This window comes from Citrobacter sp. Cb028, from assembly GCF_030336705.1.
Lineage (GTDB): Bacteria > Pseudomonadota > Gammaproteobacteria > Enterobacterales > Enterobacteriaceae > Citrobacter > Citrobacter braakii.
In genome coordinates this window covers 122,455-148,953 of record NZ_JAOWCZ010000028.1, presented here as the reverse complement: position 1 = coordinate 148,953, position 26,499 = coordinate 122,455, and the positions used below count along the sequence as shown (strand labels likewise).

The window sequence follows — 26,499 nt, the reverse complement described above, 5'->3', positions numbered from 1 at the left end:
TTTTTGGAGTGCCGGATGCGCTGCGCTTATCCGGCACCACAAGGACTAGCGCATAAACGCTGGCTGCTTGTCTTCGTACTCGGTGATGGCTGCTTCATGCTGCAGCGTCAGCCCGATGCTGTCCAGACCGTTCAGCATGCAGTGGCGGCGGAAGTCGTCAATTTTAAAGCTGTAGGACTTATCGCCCGCTTTCACCACCTGCGCTTCCAGATCCACTTCAAATTTAATGCCCGGATTGGCTTTCACCAGGGCGAACATTTCATCTACCTGCGCGTCGCTCAAGGTCACCGGCAGCAGTTGGTTATTGAAGCTGTTGCCGTAGAAGATGTCAGCGAAGCTTGGCGCGATCACTATTTTAAAGCCGTAATCGGTCAGCGCCCATGGCGCATGTTCACGGGAAGAGCCGCAGCCAAAGTTTTCCCGCGCCAGCAGAATTGACGCGCCTTTATATTCCGGGAAGTTCAGTACGAACTCTGGGTTAGGCTGTTGCCCTTTTTCATCCAGAAAACGCCAGTCGTTAAACAGATGAGCGCCAAAACCGGTGCGCGTAACCTTCTGCAAAAACTGTTTGGGAATAATCGCGTCGGTATCCACGTTGGCGGCATCCAGTGGGACAACCAGGCCGGTATGTTGGGTAAATTTCTCTGCCATGGTAGTTTCCTTATTTGATGCTGCGAATGTCGGCAAAATGACCGGTAACGGCGGCAGCGGCGGCCATGGCCGGGCTGACTAAATGCGTGCGACCACCGCGGCCCTGGCGGCCTTCAAAGTTACGGTTGCTGGTGGATGCACAGCGCTCGCCTGGGTTCAGGCGGTCATTGTTCATGGCCAGACACATGGAACAGCCCGGTAAACGCCATTCAAACCCGGCTTCGATGAAGATCTTGTCCAGACCTTCCGCTTCAGCCTGCGCTTTCACCGGACCAGAACCCGGCACAACCAGCGCCTGTACGCCTGGCGCAACTTTGCGCCCTTTGGCGATTTGGGCCGCAGCGCGTAAATCTTCAATACGCGAGTTGGTACAGGAACCGATAAACACTTTATCGATGGCCACTTCTGTTAACGGAATGCCCGGTTTCAGCCCCATATATGCCAGCGCTTTTTCAGCCGATGCGCGCTCAACGGGATCGGAAAATGACGCCGGGTCGGGAATATTATCGTTCACCGAGATGACCTGACCCGGGTTCGTACCCCAAGTGACCTGCGGTGCAATCTCTTCTGCCTGCAGGGTAACGACGGTATCAAACGTCGCGTTGTCGTCGGTTTTTAGCGTTTTCCAGTACGCAACCGCGTTGGTAAAATCCTCACCCTTCGGTGCGTGTAAACGCCCCTGCACATAGTTAAAGGTGGTTTCATCCGGTGCGACCAGACCCGCTTTGGCGCCCATTTCAATGGCCATGTTGCACAGGGTCATACGGCCTTCCATGCTCAGCGCACGGATGGCTTCGCCACAAAATTCAACGACGTGCCCGGTACCGCCTGCACTACCGGTTTTACCGATAATCGCCAGCACGATATCTTTGGCGGTAATGCCAGGTGCTGCCGTGCCGTTAACTTCAATCTTCATGGTTTTGGCACGCCCCTGTTTCAGGGTCTGCGTCGCCAGAACGTGTTCAACTTCAGAGGTGCCAATACCAAAGGCCAGCGCGCCAAACGCGCCGTGTGTGGCGGTGTGGGAGTCGCCGCAAACAATGGTCATACCCGGCAACGTTACGCCTTGCTCAGGCCCCATCACGTGAACGATCCCCTGATACGGGTGGTTCAGGTCGTACAGTTCGACGCCAAATTCATTGCAGTTTTTGATTAATTCCTGCATCTGAATGCGCGCCATTTCGCCGGAAGCGTTAATGTCTTTGGTTTGCGTGGAGACGTTATGGTCCATGGTGGCAAAGGTTTTACCCGGCTGGCGCACCTGACGGCCATGCGCACGCAGGCCATCAAACGCCTGCGGAGAGGTCACTTCATGCACCAGATGTCTGTCGATATACAACAGCGGGGTTTCGTTTTGCGCTTCGTAGACGACGTGCGCATCGAACAATTTTTCGTATAACGTTTTGGCCATGATTACACCCCTTCTGCGACGTAACGGGCAATAATGTCACCCATTTCATCGGTACCGACTGCGGCAGCGCCACGGGCTAAGTCACCGGTGCGAATGCCTTCTTCTAATGCGCGGTTGATGGCGCTCTCAATTGCGGTTGCCGCATCATTGGCGTCCAGGCTGTAGCGCAGCAGCAGCGCCAGCGAAAGGATTTGGGCGATAGGGTTAGCAATGTTTTTCCCGGCGATATCCGGAGCGGATCCGCCAGCGGGCTCGTACAGACCAAAGCCCTGCTCATTCAGGCTGGCGGACGGTAACATCCCCATTGATCCGGTGATCATGGCGCATTCGTCAGACAGAATGTCGCCAAACAAGTTGGAGCACAGCAGCACGTCGAACTGGGATGGATCTTTGATCAACTGCATCGTCGCGTTGTCGATGTACATATGCGCCAGCTCAACATCCGGATATTCATTAGCAATTTCATTGACGATTTGGCGCCACAGAATAGACGTTTGCAGTACGTTGGCTTTATCAATCGACGTGACTTTGCGGCGACGCTGGCGAGCAGATTCAAACGCGATACGTGCGATACGCTCGATCTCGAAACGGTGATAAACCTCGGTATCAAAGGCTTTTTCATGTTGTCCGCTGCCTTCGCGGCCTTTTGGCTGACCGAAGTAGATACCGCCGGTCAGTTCGCGCACGCACAGGATGTCGAAACCGTTCGCGGCAATATCTGCGCGCAGAGGGCAAAATGCTTCCAGACCCTGGTACAGCTTAGCCGGGCGCAGGTTGCTGAATAATTTGAAGTGTTTACGCAACGGCAGCAGCGCGCCGCGTTCAGGCTGCTGATTGGGTGGCAGATTTTCCCATTTCGGGCCGCCAACGGAGCCAAACAGAATGGCGTCAGCTTGCTCACAGCCTTCAACCGTCGCTGGCGGCAGCGGCTGACCATGGTTATCGATAGCGGCCCCCCCCACGTCGTAGTGGCTGGTGGTAATGCGCATGTTAAAACGGTTGCGGATTGCGTCCAGTACTTTCAGGGCTTGCGCCATCACTTCCGGGCCAATACCGTCGCCCGGCAAAACAGCAATATGATAATTCTTCGACATCACACGGTTTCCTTGTTGTTCTCGTTGTTCTGAGCTTTGCGTTGCAATTCTTTTTCGACTTCTTCGGCGCGCCAAATGTTGTTCAGCACATGAACCATCGCTTTCGCGGACGATTCGACGATATCTGTTGCCAGACCGACGCCGTGGAAGCGGCGACCGTTATAGTTAGCAACGATATCCACCTGGCCCAGCGCATCTTTACCGTGCCCTTTGGCGGTCAGGCTGTATTTCACCAGTTCGATGTTGTACTCGGTCACACGGTTGATGGCCTGATAAATGGCATCGACCGGACCGTTACCGTTCGCCGCTTCGGCTTTGACTTCTTCACCGCAGGCCAGCTTGACGGAGGCGGTGGCGATGTCATTTGAGCCGGACTGCACGCTGAAGTAATCCAGACGGAAATGCTCCGGCTCTTCCTGCTGTTTATTAATAAAGGCCAGCGCTTCCAGGTCGTAATCAAATACCTGACCTTTTTTATCCGCCAGCTTCAGGAATGCGTCGTACAGGTTGTCCAGGTTGTATTCATTCTCTTTATATCCCATCTCGTCCATACGGTGTTTCACCGCGGCGCGTCCGGAACGGGAAGTCAGGTTCAACTGCACCTGGTTCAGACCGATGGATTCAGGCGTCATGATTTCGTAGTTTTCACGATTTTTCAGTACGCCGTCCTGATGGATGCCAGAGGAGTGGGCAAAGGCGCCGCTACCGACAATGGCTTTGTTGGCCGGAATGGGCATGTTGCAGATTTGGCTGACTAACTGACTGGTACGCCAGATTTCCTGGTGATTAATGCGGGTCTGTACGTTCAGGATATCTTTGCGCACTTTGATCGCCATGATCACTTCTTCCAGTGAGCAGTTACCGGCGCGTTCGCCGATACCGTTCATCGCGCCTTCCACCTGGCGAGCACCGGCGTGGACGGCCGCCAACGCGTTGCCAACGCCCAGACCTAAATCATCATGGGTGTGCACGGAGATGATGGCTTTATCGATATTCGGTACGCGTTCATACAGACCAGAAATGATTGCTCCGAATTCGAAAGGCATGGTGTAGCCAACGGTATCGGGGATATTGATAGTTTTGGCTCCCGCATTAATCGCGGCTTCGACCACGCGGGCCAGATCGGCAATAGGGGTACGGCCAGCATCCTCGCATGAGAACTCCACGTCATCCGTATAATTACGCGCACGCTTCACCATGTAGACTGCTCGCTCGATCACTTCATCCAACGTGCTACGCAATTTCGTCGCGATATGCATCGGCGAGGTGGCGATGAACGTATGAATGCGGAAAGCCTCAGCGACCTTCAGAGATTCTGCGGCAACGTCGATATCTTTTTCTACGCAGCGGGCTAAGGCGCAAACGCGGCTGTTCTTCACCTGACGAGCGATGGTTTGTACGGACTCAAAGTCACCCGGTGAAGAGACCGGAAAACCGACCTCCATCACGTCAACGCCCATACGCTCGAGGGCCAGCGCAATCTGCAGTTTTTCTTTCACACTCAGGCTCGCCTGTAACGCCTGTTCACCGTCACGTAAGGTGGTATCGAAAATAATGACTTGCTGGCTCATGGTTTAGGTCCTTGGTCTTTAGGGCGCCTTGCTTCGAGCATAAAAAAACCCGCGCAACGGCGCGGGTTTTTTGTCTTAACTGGAGCTGACTTAATGCTGAATGTCGTCCACCAGTCTACCGCGCAATGGGAATGCGTTTAGTAGTAGTAGACCGATAAAACGAGCAATGTAAGTCATCAATCAAGCTCCAGGCGAATGCGATATGCTTTTAGTGGTACTGGATATGAAGACTGATGTCAACCCCATTCCCTGCAAATGCTCCCGTTAAGGGGGAAAGTTTCTGATAAACTTAAGCGAATTGTGCTGAATTTCTCAGGGTATATAAAATTAATCATCTGATCGTTGAACATATTTTTCACGGTTTGACATATTTAAGCATATTTATTTGCATTTATGGTAACGAAGAACTAAAGATAACGCCTCATTTGGGATTTCATATCTTTATGATTTATCAGCTTTTATATTCATTTTGAATGGATGAAACCAATGTGTTACCCAATAATTGATAAATTAATGTTAACTTTTAATGTGTTAATAATAGAAATGTTTAATTAAAACTTAAATACATATTCACTGTGCGTATGATTGTGTATTCGCCACGCTTATGGTTATATTGTTTTCGAAATTTAAACATATGAATCATCGCGCAGTGACATCTGCCGCACTACGCTTGTGGTGTTCTTTTGTACATTTAGATTTGTGCCTTTATGTTTTCCTAATTTTAATGTTTTTCCTTTTTCTTATTTTATATGCATGGTAAATCATATTAACGGAGATTATTTCTGCACTCCGTCTGGGAAAAGGGAGTTTAGAGTGACAGTGGAGTTAAATATGCCAGAAGTAAAAATAATAGATAAATCTAATCTCATAGAGATGGGGAAGCCACAGCTTCGCATGGTTGATCTTAATTTATTAACTGTTTTTGATGCGGTGATGCAGGAACAAAATATTACGCGTGCTGCACATACGCTGGGGATGTCGCAACCCGCTGTCAGTAATGCGGTCGCACGCCTGAAAGTCATGTTTAACGATGAGCTTTTTGTTCGTTATGGCCGTGGAATCCAGCCGACAGCAAGAGCCTTCCAGCTGTTTGGCTCCGTTCGTCAGGCATTGCAATTAGTGCAGAATGAACTGCCTGGTTCTGGCTTTGAACCTACCAGCAGCGAGCGTGTATTCAATCTTTGCGTATGCAGTCCATTGGATAATATTCTTACTTCGTTGATTTATAATCGAGTTGAACAAGTCGCGCCGAACATTAATGTCGTTTTTAAATCTTCACTAAATCTAAATACCGAGCACCAATTACGTTATCAGGAAACTGAGTTTGTTATTAGCTATGAAGAATTCCGTCGTCCGGAATTTACCAGTGTTCCGTTATTCAATGACGAAATGGTGTTAGTGGCAAGCAAAAAACATCCGCGCATTAGTGGCCCATTGCTGGAAAGCAATCTCTATCATGAACAGCATGCCGTGGTTTCGCTTGATCGCTTCGCCTCATTCAGCCAGCCGTGGTATGACACACCGGATAAACAATCCTGCGTGGCTTATCAGGGAATGGCATTAATCAGCGTGCTTAATATTGTGTCGCAAACGCACCTGGTCTCTATTGCGCCGCGTTGGTTGGCGGAAGAGTTCGCCGATTCTTTAGAACTGCAGATATTGCCTTTACCTTTAAAATTGAATAGCCGCACATGTTATCTTTCCTGGCATGAGGCTGCGGGGCGCGATAAAGGACATCAATGGATGGAAGAACTGTTGGTCTCCGTCTGTAAGAAGTAGCCGCTGGCAGAATAAATCGGGGAATACATCTGGTTTATTCTGCTTTTATCTTTATATCTAAAATTTTGTGCTGAACTCAACTTTTTACGTATGTCCGAAAGTGTAAAAAAATAGACTAATTGCTGTAAGTCCCCCTTTTTAAGCGATTATTTATCATATCAATTGCTTATGCTGGTTTAATTCTCCATTTATTCAATTCTTACCTCCGTTTTATTCTTATTTACTCCAGTGCCACCTCTTCGGAGTCAATTGCCATGCGTCATCGTCAGCGGTTAATGTGTTGTTAAACCGTAATTCATTATAAGAGTGAGGCAAGCCATGGAGATGTTGTCTGGAGCCGAGATGGTCGTCCGATCGCTTATCGATCAGGGTGTGAAGCAGGTGTTCGGTTATCCCGGGGGGGCCGTCCTCGATATTTATGATGCATTGCATACGGTCGGCGGTATTGATCATGTGTTAGTCCGTCATGAGCAAGCCGCGGTACATATGGCTGATGGCCTGGCGCGTGCCACAGGAGAAGTGGGCGTCGTTTTGGTCACTTCCGGACCAGGAGCAACCAATGCGATCACCGGGATTGCAACGGCATATATGGATTCCATTCCGCTGGTGATCCTCTCTGGCCAGGTCGCCACCTCCCTGATTGGCTACGATGCCTTCCAGGAGTGCGACATGGTGGGTATATCCCGCCCGGTGGTAAAACACAGTTTTCTGGTTAAACAAACGGAAGATATCCCGCAGGTGCTGAAAAAAGCCTTCTGGCTGGCGGCAAGCGGTCGTCCGGGGCCGGTGGTGGTGGATTTGCCGAAAGATATTCTGAATCCGGCGAAAAAACTGCCTTATAGCTGGCCGGAGTCGGTGAGTATGCGTTCGTATAACCCGACAACGACCGGGCACAAAGGACAGATAAAACGTGCTTTGCAGACGCTGGTGGCGGCGAAGAAACCGGTTGTCTATGTTGGTGGTGGCGCGGTGAATGCCGCCTGTCACGAACAACTGGGGCAAATTGCCGAAGCACTTAATCTGCCGGTTGTCTCCTCGCTGATGGGGTTAGGCGCGTTTCCGGCCACGCATCGCCAGGCGCTGGGAATGTTGGGCATGCATGGTACTTACGAAGCGAATATGACCATGCATCATTCTGATGTGATCTTTGCCGTCGGCGTTCGTTTTGACGATCGAACGACCAATAACCTGGCAAAATATTGCCCGAATGCGACCGTGCTGCATATCGACATCGATCCGACCTCAATTTCAAAAACCGTCACTGCGGATATTCCGATTGTGGGCGATGCTCGCCTGGTGCTGGATCAGATGCTTGAACTGCTGCCGCAGGAGAAATCGCAGCAGCCGCTGGATGATAACCGTGACTGGTGGCAACAGATCGAACACTGGCGCGCTCGTCAGTGCCTGAAATACGACACGCAAAGTGAAAGTATTAAACCGCAGGCGGTGATTGAAACCATCTGGCGTCTGACGAAAGGGGATGCATACGTGACCTCTGACGTTGGCCAGCATCAAATGTTTGCCGCACTTTACTATCCGTTCGATAAACCACGCCGCTGGATTAACTCAGGCGGCCTCGGCACCATGGGATTCGGTTTACCCGCGGCGTTAGGGGTGAAAATGGCGCTGCCGGATGAAACGGTGGTGTGCGTTACCGGGGATGGCAGCATTCAGATGAACATCCAGGAACTGTCGACGGCGCTGCAATATGAGCTACCGGTACTGGTGCTCAACCTTAACAACCGCTATCTCGGCATGGTCAAACAGTGGCAGGACATGATTTACTCCGGGCGTCACTCCCAGTCTTACATGCAGTCGCTACCCGATTTTGTGCGCCTTGCTGAAGCTTATGGGCATATCGGTATCCAGATTAATCATCCAGGCGAACTGGAGAGCAAGCTGGGCGAAGCGCTGGAACATGTGCGTAACCATCGCCTGGTGTTTGTTGATGTCACCGTCGACGGCAGTGAGCATGTCTACCCGATGCAGATTCGTGGGGGCGGGATGGACGAAATGTGGTTAAGTAAAACGGAGAGGACCTGATTATGCGCCGGATATTATCAGTATTGCTGGAAAACGAGTCGGGTGCATTGTCACGTGTGATTGGCCTCTTCGCCCAGCGCGGATACAACATTGAAAGCCTGACCGTCGCGCCGACTGACGACCCGACCTTATCGCGGATGACGATTCAAACGGTAGGGGATGAGAAAGTCCTGGAGCAGATCGAAAAGCAGCTACACAAACTGGTGGATGTTCTGCGCGTCAGCGAACTGGGGCAGGGCGCCCACGTTGAACGAGAAATCATGCTGGTGAAAATCCAGGCCAGCGGCTATGGCCGGGAAGAGGTGAAACGCAACACGGAGATATTCCGTGGGCAAATCATCGATGTTACGCCGTCGATCTACACCGTACAGCTGGCGGGCACCAGCGATAAGCTGGATGCGTTTCTGGCAACGCTACGGGAAGTCGCCAAAATCGTGGAAGTTGCCCGTTCCGGCGTGGTGGGGCTTTCCCGCGGCGATAAAATTATGCGCTAACGCTTACCTGACCTACGCGAGATGCATTGGCTACTGGTTGCTTTTTTTTGCGAAATCAGCAGTAACCAGAGACAAAAGCGGTTGCCGCAGTCATTATTCTGCGCTTAGATGTTAAGAAGTTTAACCCATGCCATCTCAAAGGTTATGGTTTGTACATTTTACGCAAGGGGCAATTGTGAAACTGGATGAAATCGCTCGGTTGGCCGGCGTTTCGCGAACGACTGCAAGCTACGTTATTAACGGCAAAGCAAAGCAATACCGCGTAAGCGACAAAACGGTTGAAAAAGTCATGGCGGTGGTGCGTGAGCATAATTACCACCCGAATGCCGTGGCGGCCGGGCTGCGTGCTGGACGCACACGTTCTATCGGGCTGGTGATCCCGGATCTCGAGAACACGAGCTATACCCGGATCGCAAACTATCTGGAGCGCCAGGCGCGTCAGCGCGGGTATCAACTACTGATTGCCTGCTCTGAAGATCAGCCGGATAACGAAATGCGCTGTATTGAGCATCTTTTACAACGTCAGGTTGATGCCATTATCGTTTCGACTTCCTTGCCGCCTGAACATCCGTTTTATCAGCGCTGGGCGAACAGTTCATTCCCGATTGTGGCGCTGGATCGCGCGCTGGATCGTGAACATTTCACCAGCGTGGTGGGCGCAGACCAGGATGATGCGCAGATGCTGGCGGAGGAGTTACGTAAATTCCCTGCTGAAACCGTGCTCTATCTGGGGGCGCTTCCTGAATTGTCCGTCAGTTTCCTGCGCGAACAGGGTTTCCGTACCGCGTGGAAGGACGATCCGCGTGAAGTGCATTTTCTCTATGCCAACAGCTATGAGCGGGAGGCGGCCGCGCAGTTATTTGATAAATGGCTGGAAACGCATCCAATGCCTCAGGCGTTGTTTACCACGTCGTTTGCCCTGTTGCAGGGGGTGATGGATGTGACCCTGCGCCGCGACGGGCAGTTACCGTCTGATTTAGCGATTGCGACTTTTGGCGACCACGAGCTGCTCGACTTCCTGCAGTGCCCGGTACTGGCGGTGGCGCAGCGCCATCGAGATGTCGCGGAACGCGTGCTGGAGATTGTGTTGGCAAGCCTGGATGAGCCGCGTAAACCCAAACCAGGTTTAACGCGTATACGGCGTAATCTGTACCGTCGCGGTATTCTAAGCCGTAACTAAGTTGCCTCAATTGATGATGTCGGCGGATAAGCCTCTGACATCATCAATTATCCCGTTCTCAGAAATAACCGCATTATAATTAAGAATATTCTTTAGAATTATCTGAAATTGATTCATCTATTATGCCGAATTAAAAATGCAACTATCCATTTTTGGGTAATTGAGACGTAACGATGCGTTACGGTTGTATTATTTTGTTACAAGCATGTAGGGATTTGCCGAATTAACAAACACTTTACTGGTGTGTTGCGGCAATCTCGCCCTTATCTCGCTCCTGTGCGGCGTACAGACTGATTAACTGGTACTGTTATCTCGCTGCATATTGTCCTAAAATGCCGCTCGCGTCGCAAACTGACACTTTATATTTTTCTTTTGATGATATTCAGTTGTTTTAAACAATCATGAGTTGTTGGATTTTTTTCTTACAAATATTCATGACGTTAATTTGCTTCGTTTGCTGTACGGAATTTGTTCAACGCTGATATTAGCCGTAAACAATGGGTTTTTTGCTCCGCTAAGCGCCGTGACTTGCTTGACAAGGTTTTCCTCCGCTCCGTAAACTCCTTTAAGTGGGAATTTGTGGGATAAAGTGGTAATCGGGGGTGAGGCTGGCATGTTCCGGGGAGCAACGTTAGTTAATCTCGACAGTAAAGGGCGCTTATCTGTGCCTACCCGTTATCGGGATCAACTGCTCGAGAGCGCTACCGGTCAAATGGTTTGCACCATTGACATCCATCACCCGTGCCTGCTGCTGTACCCCCTGCCTGAATGGGAAATTATCGAGCAGAAGTTATCGCGTCTGTCGAGCATGAATCCAGTTGAGCGTCGCGTACAGCGCCTGTTGTTGGGTCATGCTAGCGAATGTCAGATGGATAGCGCTGGTCGATTGTTGATAGCGCCCATTCTGCGGCAACACGCAGGGCTAACGAAAGAAGTGATGCTGGTTGGGCAGTTCAATAAGTTTGAGCTGTGGGATGAAACGACCTGGTATCAACAGGTCAAGGAAGATATCGACGCTGAGCAGTCTGTTACCGGCGCGCTGTCGGAACGATTGCAGGATTTGTCTCTATAAAATGATGGAAAATTATAAACATACAACGGTGTTGCTGGATGAAGCCGTAAACGGCCTGAATATTCGTCCAGACGGCATCTACATTGACGGGACATTTGGTCGCGGTGGTCACTCACGTCTGATCCTCTCGCAACTTGGCGAAGAGGGGCGTTTACTGGCCATCGATCGCGATCCGCAGGCGATTGCCGTTGCAAAGACGATTACCGATCCCCGTTTTTCCATCGTCCATGGTCCTTTTTCTGCGCTGGCTGATTATGTCGCCGAGCGCGGACTTACCGGTAAGATCGACGGGATTCTTCTCGATCTTGGGGTGTCTTCTCCACAGCTTGATGATGCTGAGCGCGGATTCTCATTTATGCGTGACGGTCCGTTAGATATGCGTATGGACCCTACACGCGGTCAGTCAGCGGCCGAATGGCTGCAAACCGCCGATGAAGCAGACATTGCCTGGGTGATTAAAACCTTTGGCGAAGAGCGCTTCGGCAAACGTATTGCTCGCGCCATCGTAGAGCGCAACCGCATCGAACCGATGACCCGCACTAAAGAGCTGGCGGAAGTGATTGCGGCGGCAATGCCGGTGAAAGACAAATTCAAACATCCCGCGACCCGTACCTTCCAGGCGGTGCGCATTTGGGTGAACAGTGAACTGGAGGAGATAGAGCAGGCGCTAAAAAGCTCGCTCAGCGTGCTGGCACCAGGTGGTCGCCTTTCGGTAATCAGTTTCCATTCGCTTGAAGATCGCATTGTGAAACGCTTTATGCGCGAACAAAGCCGTGGTCCTCAGGTTCCGGCTGGAATACCGATGACCGAAGCGCAGATCAAAAAGCTGGGCGGCCGTGAGTTAAGAGCACTAGGCAAGATGATGCCGGGTGAAGAAGAGGTAGCTGAAAATCCTCGTGCCCGTAGTTCAGTTCTGCGTATTGCAGAGAGGACGAACGCATGATCAGCAGAGTGACAGAAGCCCTCAGCAAAGTTAAAGGATCGATAGGAAGCAACGAGCGCCATGCCTTGCCTGGCGTGATCGGTGACGATCTTTTGCGGTATGGGAAGCTGCCACTCTGCCTGTTCATTTGCATTATTTTGACGGCGGTTACCGTCGTGACAACAGCACACCATACGCGGTTACTGACCGCGCAGCGTGAGCAGCTGGTTCTGGAGCGAGATGCGCTGGATATCGAATGGCGCAACTTGATCCTTGAGGAGAACGCGCTCGGCGACCATAGCCGTGTTGAACGGATCGCAACGGAAAAGCTGCAAATGCAGCATGTTGATCCCTCACAAGAAAATATCGTAGTACAAAAATAAGGATAAACGCGACGCATGAAAGCAGCGGCAAAAACGCACAAGCCAAAACGCCAGGAAGAACAAGCCAACTTTATCAGTTGGCGTTTTGCGTTACTGTGCGGCTGTATTTTGCTGGCACTGGGTTTTCTGCTGGGGCGCGTTGCCTGGCTGCAAATCATCGCGCCGGACATGCTGGTGCGTCAGGGCGACATGCGCTCTCTGCGCGTACAGGAAGTGTCCACATCGCGCGGGATGATTACCGACCGTTCAGGTCGTCCGCTGGCGGTGAGCGTTCCGGTTAAGGCGATTTGGGCCGACCCCAAAGAGGTGCATGACGCAGGCGGCGTAAGCGTTGGTGAACGCTGGAGAGCGCTGTCGACCGCGCTGAATCTCCCGCTCGATCAACTGGCTTCCCGCATTAACGCCAACCCGAAAGGGCGCTTTATCTATCTGGCGCGTCAGGTAAACCCTGACATGGCTGACTACATCAAAAAACTGAAGCTGCCAGGCATTCACCTGCGCGAAGAATCCCGACGTTACTATCCTTCCGGAGAAGTGACCGCTCACCTTATCGGCTTTACTAACGTCGACAGCCAGGGGATTGAAGGCGTTGAGAAGAGCTTCGACAAATGGCTCACCGGGCAACCGGGCGAACGTATTGTACGTAAAGACCGTTATGGCCGCGTCATTGAGGATATTTCCTCTACCGACAGCCAGGCGGCGCATAACCTTGCGCTAAGTATCGATGAGCGTTTACAGGCGCTGGTCTACCGCGAACTGAATAACGCCGTGGCGTTTAACAAGGCGGAGTCAGGAAGTGCGGTACTGGTGGATGTGAACACCGGTGAAGTGCTGGCGATGGCCAACAGCCCGTCCTACAACCCGAACAATCTCACCGGTACGCCGAAGGATGCGATGCGTAACCGTACGATTACCGACGTGTTTGAACCGGGTTCCACCGTCAAACCGATGGTGGTGATGACGGCGCTGCAGCGTGGCGTGGTTCGCGAAAATACCGTACTTAACACTATCCCTTACCGAATTAATGGCCACGAAATTAAAGACGTGGCGCGTTATAGCGAATTGACCCTCACCGGGGTTTTGCAGAAGTCGAGTAACGTCGGTGTTTCCAAGCTGGCGTTAGCGATGCCGTCCTCAGCGTTAGTAGACACTTACTCACGTTTTGGGCTGGGAAAAGCGACCAATTTGGGGTTGGTCGGAGAACGCAGTGGCTTATATCCTCAAAAACAACGGTGGTCTGACATAGAGAGGGCCACCTTCTCTTTCGGCTATGGGCTAATGGTAACGCCGTTACAGTTAGCGCGAGTCTATGCAACGATCGGCAGCTATGGCGTTTATCGGCCACTGTCGATCACCAAAGTTGACCCTCCTGTTCCGGGCGAGCGTATCTTCCCGGAATCAACCGTGCGTACCGTAGTGCACATGATGGAAAGCGTGGCGCTGCCCGGCGGCGGCGGCGTGAAGGCGGCGATTAAAGGCTATCGTATCGCCATTAAAACCGGTACGGCGAAGAAAGTAGGGCCGGATGGCCGCTACATCAACAAATACATTGCTTATACCGCAGGCGTTGCGCCTGCGAGTCAGCCGCGCTTCGCGCTGGTTGTTGTTATCAACGATCCGCAGGCGGGTAAATACTACGGTGGCGCCGTTTCCGCGCCGGTCTTTGGTGCCATCATGGGCGGCGTACTGCGCACCATGAACATCGAACCGGATGCGCTGACAACGGGCGATAAAAATGAATTTGTGAATAATCAAGGCGAGGCAACAGGTGGCAGATCGTAATTTGCGCGACCTTCTTGCTCCATGGGTGCCGGGTGCACCGGAGCGAGCACTGCGGGAGATGACGCTCGACAGCCGTATGGCTGCATCGGGCGATCTCTTTGTCGCAGTATTGGGTCATCAGGCGGACGGGCGTCGGTATATCCCGCAGGCGATAGCGCAAGGTGTGGCTGCCATTATTGCAGAAGCAAAAGATGAAGCTACTGACGGTGAAATCCGTGAAATGCACGGCGTTCCAGTTATCTATCTCAGTCAGCTTAACGAACGTTTATCTGCACTGGCGGGCCGCTTTTACCACGAGCCTTCTGAAAAAATGCGACTGGTCGGCGTGACCGGGACCAACGGTAAAACCACCACCACCCAATTGCTGGCACAGTGGAGCCAACTGCTTGGTGAAACCAGCGCGGTGATGGGAACAGTCGGCAATGGCCTGCTGGGCAAAGTGATCCCGACGGAAAATACCACCGGCTCAGCCGTTGATGTCCAGCATGTGCTGGCAGGGCTGGTTGCACAAGGCGCAACGGTTGGCGCAATGGAAGTGTCTTCACACGGTCTGGTTCAGCATCGCGTGGCGGCGCTGAAGTTTGCCGCATCAGTATTTACTAACTTAAGCCGTGACCATCTTGATTACCACGGCGACATGGAACATTACGAAGCCGCGAAATGGCTGCTGTATTCCACGCACCATTGCGGCCAGGCCATCGTTAATGCGGATGATGAAGTCGGTCGTCGCTGGTTGGCCAAACTTCCGGATGCGGTTGCCGTATCGATGGAAGACCACATCAACCCGAACTGTCACGGTCGTTGGTTAAAGGCGATTGACGTGAATTATCATGACAGCGGGGCAACGATTCGTTTTACCTCCTCATGGGGTGACGGCGAAATTGAAAGTCGCCTGATGGGCGCGTTTAACGTCAGCAATCTGCTGTTGGCGCTGGCAACGCTGCTGGCGTTGGGATATCCGTTAGCTGATTTACTGAAAACGGCGACACAATTACAGCCAGTTTGTGGGCGCATGGAAGTGTTCAGCGCGCCGGGTAAAACCACCGTTGTGGTTGATTATGCCCATACGCCAGATGCGCTGGAAAAAGCGCTGCAGGCGGCACGTCTGCACTGTACTGGCAAACTGTGGTGCGTCTTTGGCTGCGGCGGCGATCGCGACAAAGGTAAACGTCCGTTGATGGGCGCGATTGCCGAGCAGTTTGCTGATGTTGTCGTGGTGACCGATGACAACCCACGTACCGAAGAGCCGCGCGCCATTATTAACGACATTCTGGCGGGTATGCTGGATGCCGGACAGGCGAAAGTGATGGAAGGTCGCGCAGAGGCTGTGACAAACGCCATTATGCAGGCGAAAGAAAACGATGTGGTGCTGGTGGCCGGGAAAGGTCACGAAGACTACCAGATCGTTGGCTCGCAGCGCCTCGACTATTCTGACCGCGTCACGGCAGCGCGTCTGCTGGGAGTAATCGCATGATTAGCGTAACGCTCAGCCAACTGGCGGAGATCCTCCGTGGCGAACTGAAAGGAGCCGATCTGACTCTTGATGCGGTGACAACCGATACGCGTAAAGTTACGCCGGGCTGCCTGTTTGTCGCGCTGAAAGGCGAACGCTTTGATGCCCACGATTTCGCAGACAAGGCGCAAGAGAGCGGGGCGGGTGCGCTGCTGGTCAGCCGTCCGCTGGACACCAACCTGCCGCAACTGATTGTTAAAGATACACGTCTGGCGTTTGGTGAACTGGCGGCATGGGTACGCGCCCAGGTTCCGGCGCGCGTTGTCGCGCTGACCGGCTCTTCCGGTAAAACGTCCGTCAAAGAGATGACCGCATCCATTCTGAGTCAGTGTGGCAACACCTTATATACCGCGGGCAACCTGAATAACGACATCGGCGTACCGATGACGCTGTTGCGCTTAAACAACGATTACGACTATGCCGTGATTGAGCTTGGCGCTAATCATCAGGGCGAAATCGCCTGGACCGTTGGCCTGACGCGTCCGGAAGCGGCGCTGGTGAACAACCTGGCAGCCGCGCATCTGGAAGGCTTTGGTTCACTGGCGGGCGTTGCGAAGGCAAAAGGTGAGATTTTTACCGGCCTGCCAGCGAACGGAATCGCCATTATGAATGCCGACAATAACGACTGGCTGAACTGGCAGAGCATTATCGGCGATCGCAAAGTCTGGCGCTTCTCCCCGAATGCGGCCAACAGCGACTTTTCGGCGGCCAATGTTCATGTGACTTCACACGGCACAGAGTTTTCTCTGCAAACGCCAACCGGAAGCATTGATGTTCTGCTGCCGCTGCCGGGTCGTCACAACATTGCTAACGCCCTGGCGGCGGCTGCTCTCTCTATGGCGGTAGGCGCGACGCACGAAGCGATTAAAGCGGGTCTGAAGGAACTGCAAGCGGTACCGGGGCGTCTGTTCCCGATTCAACTGGCAGAAAATCAGCTACTGCTGGATGACTCCTATAACGCAAATGTCGGGTCAATGACCGCAGCGGTAAACGTGCTGTCCGAAATGCCGGGCTACCGCGTGCTGGTCGTTGGCGATATGGCAGAGCTTGGCGCGGAAAGCGAAGCATGCCACGTGCAGGTGGGTGACGCTGCGAAGGCCGCAGGTATCGACCGTGTGCTGAGTACAGGGAAACTGAGTCAGGCAATTAGCCATGCCAGCGGTGTGGGTGAGCATTTTGCGGATAAAACCGCGTTGACCGCGCATCTTAAGGCGCTGATTGCAGAACATCAGATTATGACGATTTTAGTGAAGGGTTCACGTAGTGCCGCCATGGAAGAGGTAGTACGCGCATTACAGGAGAATGGGACATGTTAGTTTGGCTGGCCGAACATTTGGTCAAATATTATTCCGGCTTTAACGTCTTTTCCTATCTGACGTTTCGCGCCATCGTCAGCCTGCTGACCGCGCTGTTCATCTCTTTGTGGATGGGCCCGCGCATGATCGCCCGCTTGCAAAAAATGTCCTTTGGACAGGTCGTGCGTAACGACGGTCCGGAATCACACTTCAGTAAACGCGGTACGCCGACCATGGGCGGGATTATGATCCTTACCGCGATTGTTATCTCCGTACTGCTGTGGGCATACCCGTCGAACCCGTACGTATGGTGCGTGCTGGTGGTATTGGTCGGTTACGGCATTATCGGTTTTGTCGATGACTACCGCAAAGTGGTACGCAAAGACACCAAGGGCCTGATCGCGCGCTGGAAATACTTCTGGATGTCGGTGATTGCGCTGGGCGTGGCCTTTGCCCTGTATCTGGCTGGTAAAGATACCCCGGCCACTGAGCTGGTGGTGCCGTTCTTTAAAGACGTGATGCCGCAGTTGGGGCTGTTCTACGTGCTGCTGGCGTACTTCGTGATTGTGGGTACTGGCAACGCGGTCAACCTCACCGATGGTCTGGATGGTCTGGCGATTATGCCGACCGTGTTTGTGGCCGCAGGTTTTGCGTTGGTAGCGTGGGCGACCGGTAACATGAACTTCGCCAACTATCTGCATATTCCCTATTTACGTCATGCCGGCGAATTGGTGATCGTCTGTACGGCAATTGTCGGTGCGGGGTTAGGCTTCTTGTGGTTTAACACCTATCCGGCGCAGGTCTTTATGGGCGACGTCGGATCGCTGGCGCTGGGCGGCGCGCTGGGCATTATTGCCGTGCTCCTGCGTCAGGAGTTCCTGCTGGTGATCATGGGCGGTGTTTTCGTCGTAGAAACACTGTCGGTCATTTTGCAGGTTGGCTCCTTTAAGCTGCGCGGACAGCGCATATTCCGTATGGCGCCGATCCACCATCACTATGAACTGAAAGGCTGGCCGGAACCGCGCGTAATTGTACGCTTCTGGATTATTTCGCTGATGCTGGTGCTGATTGGCCTGGCAACGCTGAAGGTACGTTAATCATGGCTGATTACCAGGGTAAAAAAGTCGTCATTATCGGTCTGGGTTTGACCGGGCTGTCCTGCGTGGATTTCTTCCTGGCGCGTGGCGTGACGCCGCGCGTAATGGATACCCGCGCGACGCCGCCGGGCCTGGACAAATTACCGGAAGCGGTTGAGCGTCATGTTGGCAGTCTGAATGATGACTGGCTGCTGGCCGCTGATCTTATTGTCGCCAGCCCTGGTATTGCCCTGGCGCATCCTTCGTTGAGCGCCGCCGCCGATGCGGGAATTGAAATTGTCGGCGACATTGAGCTGTTCTGTCGTGAAGCACAGGCACCGATCGTCGCGATCACCGGTTCCAACGGGAAAAGCACAGTCACTACGCTGGTAGGTGAGATGGCGAAAGCGGCCGGTGTGAACGTGGGGGTTGGCGGTAATATTGGCCTGCCCGCGCTGATGCTGCTGGATGACGAACGTGAGCTGTATGTTCTGGAACTGTCGAGCTTCCAACTGGAAACGACCTCCAGCTTACAAGCCGTAGCCGCTACCATTTTGAATGTCACCGAAGACCATATGGACAGATATCCGTTTGGCTTGCAGCAGTACCGTGCGGCCAAACTGCGCGTCTATGAAAACGCGAAAGTGTGTGTGGTCAACGCTGATGATGCGCTGACCATGCCGGTTCGCGGGGCGGATGAGCGTTGCGTGAGCTTTGGCATCAACATGGGTGACTATCACCTGAACCGTCAGCAGGGCGAAACCTGGCTGCGAGTGAAGGGTGAAAAAGTTCTTAACGTGAAAGAGATGACGCTTTCCGGTCAGCATAACTATACCAACGCCCTGGCTGCGCTGGCGCTGGCGGATGCTGCGGGTCTGCCGCGGGCGTCGAGCCTGAAAGCGCTCACCACGTTTACCGGTCTGGCGCACCGTTTCCAGACTGTGCTTGAGCACAACGGCGTGCGCTGGATTAACGATTCTAAAGCCACCAACGTCGGCAGCACTGAAGCCGCGCTGAATGGCCTGCACGTTGACGGTACGTTGCACCTGTTGCTGGGGGGAGACGGGAAATCCGCTGACTTTACGCCGCTGCAACGATACCTGACCGGCGACAACATTCGTCTGTATTGCTTTGGTCGCGATGGCGCGCAGCTTGCCGCTCTGCGACCTGACGTTACGGAACAAACTGAAACCATGGAGCAGGCAATGCGTCTGCTCGCACCGCGCGTGAAGTCGGGCGATATGGTGCTGCTGTCGCCCGCCTGCGCCAGCCTCGACCAGTTCAAGAACTTTGAGCAACGTGGTGACGTCTTTACCCGCCTGGCGAAGGAGTTGGGTTGATGCGCTTATCTCTCCCTCGTCTGAGAATGCCGCGCTTACCGGGACTGGGTATCCTGGCGTGGGTCTTCGCGGCACTTAAAGGCTGGGTGATGGCTTCGCGTGATAAAGACGCGGACAGCCTGATCATGTATGACCGCATGCTGCTGTGGTTGACCTTTGGTCTGGCAGCGATCGGTTTTGTGATGGTGACATCGGCATCGATGCCCGTTGGACAACGTCTGGCGGGCGATCCTTTCCTGTTTGCTAAGCGTGATGCACTGTACATCTTCCTCGCCTTCTGCCTGGCGATGGTGACGCTGCGTCTGCCGATGGAGTTCTGGCAAAAGTACAGTACGACGATGCTGATAGCCTCGATCATCATGCTGCTGATTGTGCTGGTGGTGGGTAGCTCCGTTAACGGGGCGTCGCGCTGGATTGCGCTGGGGCCGCTGCGTATTCAGCCTGCGGAATTTACCAAGCTGTCGCTGTTCTGTTACCTCGCCAACTACCTGGTGCGTAAAGTTGATGAAGTGCGTAACAACCTGCGCGGTTTCTTAAAACCGATGGGCGTGATCCTGGTGCTGGCTATTTTACTGCTGGCACAGCCTGACCTTGGTACGGTGGTAGTGCTGTTTGTCACTACCCTGGCGATGCTGTTTCTCGCCGGAGCGAAACTGTGGCAGTTCATTGCCATTATCGGCATGGGGATTTCAGCGGTCGTGCTGCTGATCCTTGCCGAACCGTATCGTATTCGCCGCGTAACCTCCTTCTGGAACCCATGGGAAGATCCGTTCGGCAGTGGCTACCAGCTGACGCAATCCCTGATGGCATTTGGTCGCGGTGAGGTTTGGGGGCAGGGCTTAGGTAATTCAGTCCAAAAACTGGAGTATTTACCAGAAGCGCACACCGACTTCATCTTCGCCATCATTGGGGAAGAGCTGGGTTATATCGGTGTGGTATTGGCACTTTTAATGGTATTCTTCGTCGCTTTTCGCGCGATGTCGATTGGCCGTAAGGCGTTGGAAATTGACCACCGTTTTTCAGGCTTTTTAGCCTGCTCAATCGGGATCTGGTTTAGCTTCCAGGCACTGGTAAACGTCGGTGCGGCGGCGGGTATGCTGCCAACCAAAGGTCTGACGCTGCCGCTGATCAGTTATGGTGGTTCAAGTTTGTTGATTATGTCGACGGCCATCATGTTTTTGTTACGTATTGATTATGAAACGCGTCTGGAAAAAGCCCAGGCGTTTACACGAGGTGCACGATGAGTGGTCAACCGAAGCGGTTAATGGTGATGGCAGGCGGTACCGGCGGGCATGTGTTCCCGGGGCTGGCGGTCGCGCACCATTTAATGGCCCAGGGTTGGCAGGTTCGTTGGCTGGGCACCGCCGATCGTATGGAAGCGGACTTAGTGCCGAAACACGGCATTGAAATTGACTTTATTCGTATCTCCGGTTTGCGTGGCAAAGGCGTCAATGCGCTGCTTGCCGCACCTGTGCGTATTTTTAATGCCTGGCGTCAGGCGCGCGCCATCATGAAGCAGTTTAAACCCGATGTGGTGCTGGGTATGGGCGGCTACGTGTCTGGCCCTGGCGGTCTGGCGGCCTGGTCATTAGGTATTCCGGTTGTACTGCATGAGCAGAACGGCATTGCGGGATTAACTAACAAATGGCTGGCGAAGATTGCCACTACGGTGATGCAGGCTTTTCCTGGCGCTTTCCCGAATGCGGAAGTGGTGGGCAACCCGGTGCGCACTGACGTGCTGGCGCTGCCATTGCCCAAAGCGCGTCTGGCCGGGCGTGAAGGTCCAGTTCGTGTGTTGGTTGTCGGGGGATCTCAGGGCGCACGCGTACTGAACCAGACGATGCCGCAGGTTGCCGCAAAGCTTGGCGACGCGGTGACTATCTGGCATCAGAGCGGCAAAGGCGCGCAGCAGACCGTTGAACAGGCGTATGCCGTCGCGGGACAACCGCAGCACAAGGTCACTGAGTTTATTGATGATATGGCAGCGGCCTATGCGTGGGCTGATGTCGTGGTTTGTCGCTCAGGCGCGCTGACGGTGAGCGAAATTGCCACCGCAGGTTTGCCTGCGCTGTTTGTGCCGTTCCAGCACAAAGACAGACAGCAGTATTGGAATGCGCTGCCGCTGGAGAAAGCGGGCGCCGCCAAAATTCTGGAGCAGCCGCAGTTTACTGTGGATGCCGTCGCCAGCACCCTTGCCGGGTGGTCGCGAGAAACGTTATTAACCATGGCAGAACGTGCGCGCGCCGCATCCATACCGGATGCCACAGAGCGCGTTGCAAATGAAGTGAGCCGGGCTGCCCGGGCGTAATTGTGGTGATGCCTTTTGCATCGCATGAACTAAGAAGTTAATGGCTAAAGAATGAATACACAACAACTGGCAAAACTGCGTTCCATCGTGCCCGAAATGCGTCGCGTTCGGCACATTCACTTTGTCGGCATCGGTGGTGCTGGTATGGGCGGTATTGCCGAAGTTTTGGCCAATGAAGGTTATCAGATCAGCGGTTCTGACTTAGCGCCGAATCCTGTGACGCAGCAGTTGACGAATCTGGGTGCCACGATTTTCTTCAACCATCGCCCGGAAAACGTGCGCGATGCGAGCGTGGTGGTGGTATCCAGCGCTATTTCTGCGGATAACCCGGAAATTGTTGCAGCGCATGAAGCACGTATTCCGGTGATTCGTCGTGCTGAAATGCTGGCGGAGTTAATGCGTTTTCGTCACGGTATTGCTATTGCCGGGACGCACGGTAAAACCACGACCACGGCAATGGTCTCCAGCATCTACGCGGAAGCGGGTCTGGATCCCACTTTTGTCAACGGCGGTCTGGTGAAGGCCGCAGGCGTGCATGCGCGCCTGGGTCATAGCCGTTATTTGATTGCCGAAGCAGACGAGAGCGACGCGTCGTTCCTGCATTTGCAGCCAATGGTGGCGATTGTCACCAATATCGAAGCCGACCACATGGATACCTACCATGGCGACTTCGAAAATTTAAAGCAGACGTTTATTAATTTCCTGCATAACTTGCCGTTTTATGGCCGTGCGGTGATGTGCGTTGACGATCCGGTTATCCGCGAACTGTTACCGCGAGTTGGCCGTCAAACCACAACCTATGGTTTCAGTGATGATGCCGATGTGCGCGTTGAAGATTACCAGCAGATTGGTCCACAAGGACACTTCACGCTGGTGCGTCAGGGGATGGCCGATTTACGTGTTACGTTAAACGCGCCGGGTCGTCACAATGCACTGAACGCGGCGGCGGCAGTGGCGGTCGCGACGGAAGAAGGTATTGAAGACGACGCTATTCTGCGCGCGCTGGAAAGTTTCCAGGGTACCGGACGTCGTTTTGACTTCCTCGGCGAATTCCCGCTTGAGCCGGTGAACGGTAAAGCCGGGACCGCGATGCTGGTTGATGATTATGGCCACCACCCAACGGAAGTGGACGCTACGATTAAAGCCGCGCGCGCGGGTTGGCCGGACAAAAACCTGGTGATGCTGTTCCAGCCGCACCGGTTTACGCGTACTCGCGATCTGTACGACGACTTTGCCAACGTGCTTACCCAGGTCGATGCGCTGTTGATGCTGGATGTGTATGCCGCGGGCGAAGCCGCGATTCCGGGGGCCGACAGCCGCTCGTTGTGCCGTACGATTCGTGGCCGCGGTAAGATCGATCCGATTCTGGTATCCGATCCGGCCCAGGTGGCAGAAATGCTGGCACCCGTATTAACCGGCAACGATCTGATTTTGGTGCAGGGCGCTGGAAATATCGGCAAAATCGCGCGTTCCTTAGCTGAAATCAAACTGAAGCCGCAAAACCCGGAGGAAGAACAACATGGCTGATAAAATCGCGGTCCTGTTAGGGGGAACCTCCGCTGAACGTGAAGTATCGCTGAATTCAGGCGCGGCCGTATTGGCAGGGTTACGCGAAGGTGGTGTAGATGCCCATCCGATTGACCCTAAAGAGGTCGATGTCACTCTTTTGAAATCTATGGGGTTTCAGAAGGTGTTTATTGCGCTGCATGGTCGTGGCGGTGAAGATGGCACATTGCAGGGCATGCTGGAGCTGATTGGCCTGCCGTATACCGGCAGCGGCGTCATGGCTTCCGCGATTTCCATGGACAAACTGCGCAGCAAGCTGCTGTGGCAGGGCGCAGGTTTACCCGTCGCCCCATGGGTTGCGCTGACCCGCGCTGAGTTCGAAAAAGGTCTTAGCGATGAAGCAGTTACAAAAATTTCTGCGTTAGGCTTGCCGCTGATTGTAAAGCCAAGCCGTGAAGGTTCCAGCGTAGGGATGTCAAAAGTTGAAGAAGAAAATGCTTTGCAGGGTGCATTAGCATTGGCTTTTCAGCATGATGAAGAAGTACTGATTGAAAAATGGCTCAGTGGCCCGGAATTTACAGTTGCGATACTTGGCGAAGAAATTTTACCGTCAATACGTATCCAACCCGCGGGAACCTTCTATGATTATGAGGCGAAGTATCTCTCTGATGAGACACAATATTTCTGCCCTGCTGGTCTGGAAGTCGAACAAGAAGCCTTTTTACAGGAATTAGTCCTGAAAGCGTGGACTGCATTGGGCTGTAAAGGTTGGGGTCGCATTGACGTCATGCTGGACAGCGATGGCCAGTTTTATCTGCTGGAAGCGAATACCTCTCCGGGTATGACCAGCCACAGTCTGGTGCCGATGGCGGCGCGTCAGGCGGGCCTGAGCTTCTCGCAGTTGGTGGTAAGAATTCTGGAGTTGGCGGACTGATATGTCGCAGGCTGCGCTGAACACGCGAAACGGTGATGAAGAAGAAGTAAACTCCTCACGCCGCAATAATGGAACGCGTCTTGCAGGAATACTGTTCCTGCTGACAGTGCTGTGCACCGTGTTTGTCAGCGGCTGGGTAGTGTTGGGATGGATGGAAGATGCGCAGCGCCTGCCATTGTCAAAACTGGTGTTAACCGGTGAACGGCATTACACGCGCAATGATGATATCCGTCAGTCCATCCTGGCGCTGGGCGCTCCGGGAACATTTATGACTCAGGATGTGAACATCATCCAGAGCCAGATTGAACGCCTCCCCTGGATCAAACAGGCGAGCGTCAGAAAGCAATGGCCTGATGAATTGAAGATTCATCTGGTTGAATATGTGCCAATAGCGCGTTGGAATGACCAACATATGGTGGATGCTGAAGGAAATACCTTCAGTGTCCCAACCGGTCGGGCTAATAAGCAGGTATTACCTATGTTGTACGGACCGGAAGGCAGCGCAAGTGAAGTGCTGCAAGGGTTCCGCGATATGGGGCAGGTGCTGGCTAAGGACAGATTCACCCTGAAGGAAGCGGCAATGACCGCTCGTCGTTCCTGGCAGTTGACGCTGAATAACGATATTAAGCTGAATCTGGGCAGGGGCGATACGATAAAACGTTTGGCTCGCTTTGTGGAACTCTACCCGGTTTTACAGCAGCAGGCGCAAACCGATGGCAAACGGATTAGCTACGTTGATTTGCGTTATGACTCAGGAGCGGCAGTAGGCTGGGTTCCCTTGCCTCCTGAGGAATCTAATCAGCAACAGAATCAGGCACAGGCAGAACAACAATGATCAAGGCGACGGACAGAAAACTGGTAGTTGGACTGGAGATTGGCACCGCGAAGGTAGCCGCTTTAGTAGGGGAAGTTCTGCCCGACGGTATGGTCAATATCATTGGCGTGGGCAGTTGCCCATCGCGAGGTATGGATAAAGGCGGGGTGAATGACCTTGAGTCAGTGGTGAAGTGCGTACAGCGCGCCATTGACCAGGCTGAACTGATGGCAGATTGCCAGATCTCTTCAGTGTATCTGGCGCTTTCCGGTAAACATATTAGCTGTCAGAATGAAATTGGTATGGTGCCCATTTCCGAAGAGGAAGTGACGCAGGAAGATGTGGAAAACGTGGTACATACGGCAAAATCCGTACGCGTTCGCGATGAACATCGTGTTCTGCACGTCATCCCGCAGGAATACGCCATCGACTACCAGGAAGGTATCAAAAATCCGGTCGGTCTTTCCGGTGTGCGTATGCAGGCAAAAGTCCACCTTATTACCTGCCACAACGACATGGCGAAGAATATTGTCAAAGCCGTTGAACGTTGTGGTCTGAAAGTTGACCAACTGATTTTTGCCGGGTTGGCAGCCAGTTATTCCGTATTGACGGAAGATGAACGTGAACTGGGTGTCTGCGTGGTGGATATTGGTGGTGGTACAATGGACATCGCCGTTTATACTGGCGGGGCGTTGCGCCACACTAAAGTTATCCCTTATGCAGGGAATGTCGTGACCAGCGATATCGCGTATGCCTTTGGTACGCCGCCGAGCGATGCTGAAGCCATCAAAGTGCGTCATGGCTGCGCACTGGGTTCCATCGTGGGTAAAGACGAGAGCGTTGAAGTGCCAAGCGTTGGTGGTCGTCCGCCGCGTAGCCTGCAACGTCAGACTCTGGCAGAGGTCATTGAGCCGCGTTATACCGAGCTGCTCAACCTGGTCAACGAAGAAATTTTGCAATTACAAGAACAGCTTCGCCAGCAGGGTGTGAAACATCATCTGGCGGCGGGGATTGTGTTAACCGGCGGTGCTGCGCAAATTGAAGGTCTTGCGGCCTGCGCACAGCGCGTGTTCCATACACAAGTACGTATTGGCGCACCGCTGAATATTACCGGTCTGACGGATTATGCCCAGGAGCCGTATTATTCAACGGCGGTAGGGCTGCTGCACTACGGGAAAGAATCCCATTTAAGTGGTGAGGCTGAAGTAGAAAAGCGCGTAACTGCCTCGGTCGGATCGTGGATCAAGCGACTGAATAGCTGGTTACGTAAAGAGTTTTAATTTTTAAAGAGACCGACGCAAATTAACGGTCTCAGGCGACAGGCACTACAC

The 26,499-nt window shown here is 53.3% G+C and carries 23 protein-coding genes; 18 read left to right on the top strand and 5 right to left on the bottom strand.

What is annotated here, in order from left to right:
• Window positions 1-45: 45 nt before the first annotated feature.
• From leuD to leuL, 5 genes are all read right to left on the bottom strand, one after another.
• Window positions 46-651, bottom strand: a complete 606-nt coding sequence (leuD, locus tag OGV75_RS05560; RefSeq protein WP_286480415.1) for a 3-isopropylmalate dehydratase small subunit — start codon at window positions 649-651, stop codon at window positions 46-48.
• 10 nt (window positions 652-661) lie between these two features.
• Window positions 662-2,062, bottom strand: a complete 1,401-nt coding sequence (leuC, locus tag OGV75_RS05555) for a 3-isopropylmalate dehydratase large subunit (protein ID WP_016155685.1) — start codon at window positions 2,060-2,062, stop codon at window positions 662-664.
• A gap of 2 nt (window positions 2,063-2,064) precedes the next feature.
• Window positions 2,065-3,156, bottom strand: a complete 1,092-nt coding sequence (gene leuB, locus OGV75_RS05550) for a 3-isopropylmalate dehydrogenase (RefSeq protein ID WP_016155686.1) — start codon at window positions 3,154-3,156, stop codon at window positions 2,065-2,067.
• The gene (gene leuA / locus OGV75_RS05545) at window positions 3,156-4,727 is read right to left on the bottom strand and encodes a 2-isopropylmalate synthase (RefSeq protein WP_016151686.1); all 1,572 of its coding nucleotides are present in this window, start codon (window positions 4,725-4,727) and stop codon (window positions 3,156-3,158) included. The genes leuB and leuA overlap by 1 nt, the downstream gene beginning before the upstream one ends.
• 90 nt (window positions 4,728-4,817) lie before the next feature.
• Window positions 4,818-4,904: a leu operon leader peptide gene (leuL, locus tag OGV75_RS23525; RefSeq protein ID WP_353622578.1), complete on the bottom strand. Its 87-nt coding sequence runs from the start codon at window positions 4,902-4,904 to the stop codon at window positions 4,818-4,820.
• 654 nt (window positions 4,905-5,558) lie between these two features.
• Here leuL and leuO point away from each other — a divergent pair.
• The 18 genes from leuO (at window position 5,559) to ftsA (ending at window position 26,448) form a co-directional block, all read left to right on the top strand.
• A complete protein-coding gene (gene leuO / locus OGV75_RS05540) occupies window positions 5,559-6,506 on the top strand; it encodes a transcriptional regulator LeuO (RefSeq protein ID WP_016151687.1) in 948 nt (315 codons plus the stop codon).
• 318 nt (window positions 6,507-6,824) lie between these two features.
• Window positions 6,825-8,549, top strand: coding sequence for an acetolactate synthase 3 large subunit (gene ilvI, locus OGV75_RS05535; protein WP_016151688.1), 1,725 nt, complete (start codon window positions 6,825-6,827; stop codon window positions 8,547-8,549).
• A gap of 2 nt (window positions 8,550-8,551) precedes the next feature.
• Entirely contained in the window at window positions 8,552-9,043 is a 492-nt protein-coding gene (ilvN, locus tag OGV75_RS05530) for an acetolactate synthase small subunit (protein WP_003829566.1), read from the top strand.
• Window positions 9,044-9,218: 175 nt separating this feature from the next.
• The gene (gene cra, locus OGV75_RS05525; RefSeq protein ID WP_016151689.1) at window positions 9,219-10,223 is read left to right on the top strand and encodes a catabolite repressor/activator; all 1,005 of its coding nucleotides are present in this window, start codon (window positions 9,219-9,221) and stop codon (window positions 10,221-10,223) included.
• 613 nt (window positions 10,224-10,836) lie between these two features.
• A complete protein-coding gene (gene mraZ, locus OGV75_RS05520) occupies window positions 10,837-11,295 on the top strand; it encodes a division/cell wall cluster transcriptional repressor MraZ (protein WP_005124560.1) in 459 nt (152 codons plus the stop codon).
• Window position 11,296: 1 nt separating this feature from the next.
• Window positions 11,297-12,238: a 16S rRNA (cytosine(1402)-N(4))-methyltransferase RsmH gene (gene rsmH / locus OGV75_RS05515; protein WP_016151690.1), complete on the top strand. Its 942-nt coding sequence runs from the start codon at window positions 11,297-11,299 to the stop codon at window positions 12,236-12,238.
• A complete protein-coding gene (ftsL, locus tag OGV75_RS05510) occupies window positions 12,235-12,600 on the top strand; it encodes a cell division protein FtsL (RefSeq protein ID WP_006686695.1) in 366 nt (121 codons plus the stop codon). Before rsmH ends, ftsL begins: the two co-directional genes overlap by 4 nt.
• A gap of 15 nt (window positions 12,601-12,615) precedes the next feature.
• Window positions 12,616-14,382, top strand: a complete 1,767-nt coding sequence (gene ftsI, locus OGV75_RS05505) for a peptidoglycan glycosyltransferase FtsI (RefSeq protein WP_016151691.1) — start codon at window positions 12,616-12,618, stop codon at window positions 14,380-14,382.
• Entirely contained in the window at window positions 14,369-15,856 is a 1,488-nt protein-coding gene (gene murE, locus OGV75_RS05500) for a UDP-N-acetylmuramoyl-L-alanyl-D-glutamate--2,6-diaminopimelate ligase (protein WP_016151692.1), read from the top strand. The genes ftsI and murE overlap by 14 nt, the downstream gene beginning before the upstream one ends.
• Window positions 15,853-17,211, top strand: coding sequence for a UDP-N-acetylmuramoyl-tripeptide--D-alanyl-D-alanine ligase (gene murF, locus OGV75_RS05495; protein WP_019078371.1), 1,359 nt, complete (start codon window positions 15,853-15,855; stop codon window positions 17,209-17,211). The genes murE and murF overlap by 4 nt, the downstream gene beginning before the upstream one ends.
• Entirely contained in the window at window positions 17,205-18,287 is a 1,083-nt protein-coding gene (mraY, locus tag OGV75_RS05490) for a phospho-N-acetylmuramoyl-pentapeptide-transferase (RefSeq protein ID WP_016151694.1), read from the top strand. Before murF ends, mraY begins: the two co-directional genes overlap by 7 nt.
• Before the next feature lie 2 nt (window positions 18,288-18,289).
• Window positions 18,290-19,606 carry a UDP-N-acetylmuramoyl-L-alanine--D-glutamate ligase gene (gene murD, locus OGV75_RS05485; protein WP_016151695.1) on the top strand — a complete coding sequence of 439 codons (1,317 nt, stop codon included), beginning with the start codon at window positions 18,290-18,292 and terminating at the stop codon, window positions 19,604-19,606.
• Window positions 19,606-20,850: a cell division protein FtsW gene (gene ftsW, locus OGV75_RS05480; protein ID WP_016151696.1), complete on the top strand. Its 1,245-nt coding sequence runs from the start codon at window positions 19,606-19,608 to the stop codon at window positions 20,848-20,850. Before murD ends, ftsW begins: the two co-directional genes overlap by 1 nt.
• Window positions 20,847-21,914 carry an undecaprenyldiphospho-muramoylpentapeptide beta-N-acetylglucosaminyltransferase gene (gene murG, locus OGV75_RS05475; RefSeq protein WP_181603870.1) on the top strand — a complete coding sequence of 356 codons (1,068 nt, stop codon included), beginning with the start codon at window positions 20,847-20,849 and terminating at the stop codon, window positions 21,912-21,914. The genes ftsW and murG overlap by 4 nt, the downstream gene beginning before the upstream one ends.
• A 51-nt stretch (window positions 21,915-21,965) precedes the next feature.
• Complete coding sequence (gene murC / locus OGV75_RS05470) at window positions 21,966-23,441, top strand: UDP-N-acetylmuramate--L-alanine ligase (RefSeq protein ID WP_016151698.1); 1,476 nt, start codon at window positions 21,966-21,968, stop codon at window positions 23,439-23,441.
• Window positions 23,434-24,354, top strand: coding sequence for a D-alanine--D-alanine ligase (locus OGV75_RS05465; RefSeq protein ID WP_046275371.1), 921 nt, complete (start codon window positions 23,434-23,436; stop codon window positions 24,352-24,354). Before murC ends, OGV75_RS05465 begins: the two co-directional genes overlap by 8 nt.
• A 1-nt stretch (window position 24,355) precedes the next feature.
• Window positions 24,356-25,189 carry a cell division protein FtsQ gene (gene ftsQ / locus OGV75_RS05460; protein WP_003018758.1) on the top strand — a complete coding sequence of 278 codons (834 nt, stop codon included), beginning with the start codon at window positions 24,356-24,358 and terminating at the stop codon, window positions 25,187-25,189.
• Window positions 25,186-26,448, top strand: a complete 1,263-nt coding sequence (gene ftsA, locus OGV75_RS05455) for a cell division protein FtsA (protein WP_003018755.1) — start codon at window positions 25,186-25,188, stop codon at window positions 26,446-26,448. Before ftsQ ends, ftsA begins: the two co-directional genes overlap by 4 nt.
• Window positions 26,449-26,499 lie beyond the last annotated feature (51 nt).

Bases quoted from the DNA above. Each gene is read 5' to 3' on its own strand.
- ftsW (WP_016151696.1), top strand. From the start codon at position 19,606: ATGCGCTTATCTCTCCCTCGTCTGAGAATGCCGCGCTTACCGGGACTG.
- ftsI (WP_016151691.1), top strand. From the start codon at position 12,616: ATGAAAGCAGCGGCAAAAACGCACAAGCCAAAACGCCAGGAAGAACAA.
- leuB (WP_016155686.1), bottom strand. From the start codon at position 3,156: ATGTCGAAGAATTATCATATTGCTGTTTTGCCGGGCGACGGTATTGGC.
- ftsA (WP_003018755.1), top strand. From the start codon at position 25,186: ATGATCAAGGCGACGGACAGAAAACTGGTAGTTGGACTGGAGATTGGC.
- murF (WP_019078371.1), top strand. From the start codon at position 15,853: ATGATTAGCGTAACGCTCAGCCAACTGGCGGAGATCCTCCGTGGCGAA.
- rsmH (WP_016151690.1), top strand. From the start codon at position 11,297: ATGATGGAAAATTATAAACATACAACGGTGTTGCTGGATGAAGCCGTA.
- leuA (WP_016151686.1), bottom strand. From the start codon at position 4,727: ATGAGCCAGCAAGTCATTATTTTCGATACCACCTTACGTGACGGTGAA.
- leuC (WP_016155685.1), bottom strand. From the start codon at position 2,062: ATGGCCAAAACGTTATACGAAAAATTGTTCGATGCGCACGTCGTCTAC.
- leuL (WP_353622578.1), bottom strand. From the start codon at position 4,904: ATGACTTACATTGCTCGTTTTATCGGTCTACTACTACTAAACGCATTC.
- mraZ (WP_005124560.1), top strand. From the start codon at position 10,837: ATGTTCCGGGGAGCAACGTTAGTTAATCTCGACAGTAAAGGGCGCTTA.
- ftsQ (WP_003018758.1), top strand. From the start codon at position 24,356: ATGTCGCAGGCTGCGCTGAACACGCGAAACGGTGATGAAGAAGAAGTA.
- leuO (WP_016151687.1), top strand. From the start codon at position 5,559: ATGCCAGAAGTAAAAATAATAGATAAATCTAATCTCATAGAGATGGGG.
- mraY (WP_016151694.1), top strand. From the start codon at position 17,205: ATGTTAGTTTGGCTGGCCGAACATTTGGTCAAATATTATTCCGGCTTT.
- leuD (WP_286480415.1), bottom strand. From the start codon at position 651: ATGGCAGAGAAATTTACCCAACATACCGGCCTGGTTGTCCCACTGGAT.
- ilvI (WP_016151688.1), top strand. From the start codon at position 6,825: ATGGAGATGTTGTCTGGAGCCGAGATGGTCGTCCGATCGCTTATCGAT.
- ilvN (WP_003829566.1), top strand. From the start codon at position 8,552: ATGCGCCGGATATTATCAGTATTGCTGGAAAACGAGTCGGGTGCATTG.
- ftsL (WP_006686695.1), top strand. From the start codon at position 12,235: ATGATCAGCAGAGTGACAGAAGCCCTCAGCAAAGTTAAAGGATCGATA.
- murC (WP_016151698.1), top strand. From the start codon at position 21,966: ATGAATACACAACAACTGGCAAAACTGCGTTCCATCGTGCCCGAAATG.
- murG (WP_181603870.1), top strand. From the start codon at position 20,847: ATGAGTGGTCAACCGAAGCGGTTAATGGTGATGGCAGGCGGTACCGGC.
- OGV75_RS05465 (WP_046275371.1), top strand. From the start codon at position 23,434: ATGGCTGATAAAATCGCGGTCCTGTTAGGGGGAACCTCCGCTGAACGT.
- murD (WP_016151695.1), top strand. From the start codon at position 18,290: ATGGCTGATTACCAGGGTAAAAAAGTCGTCATTATCGGTCTGGGTTTG.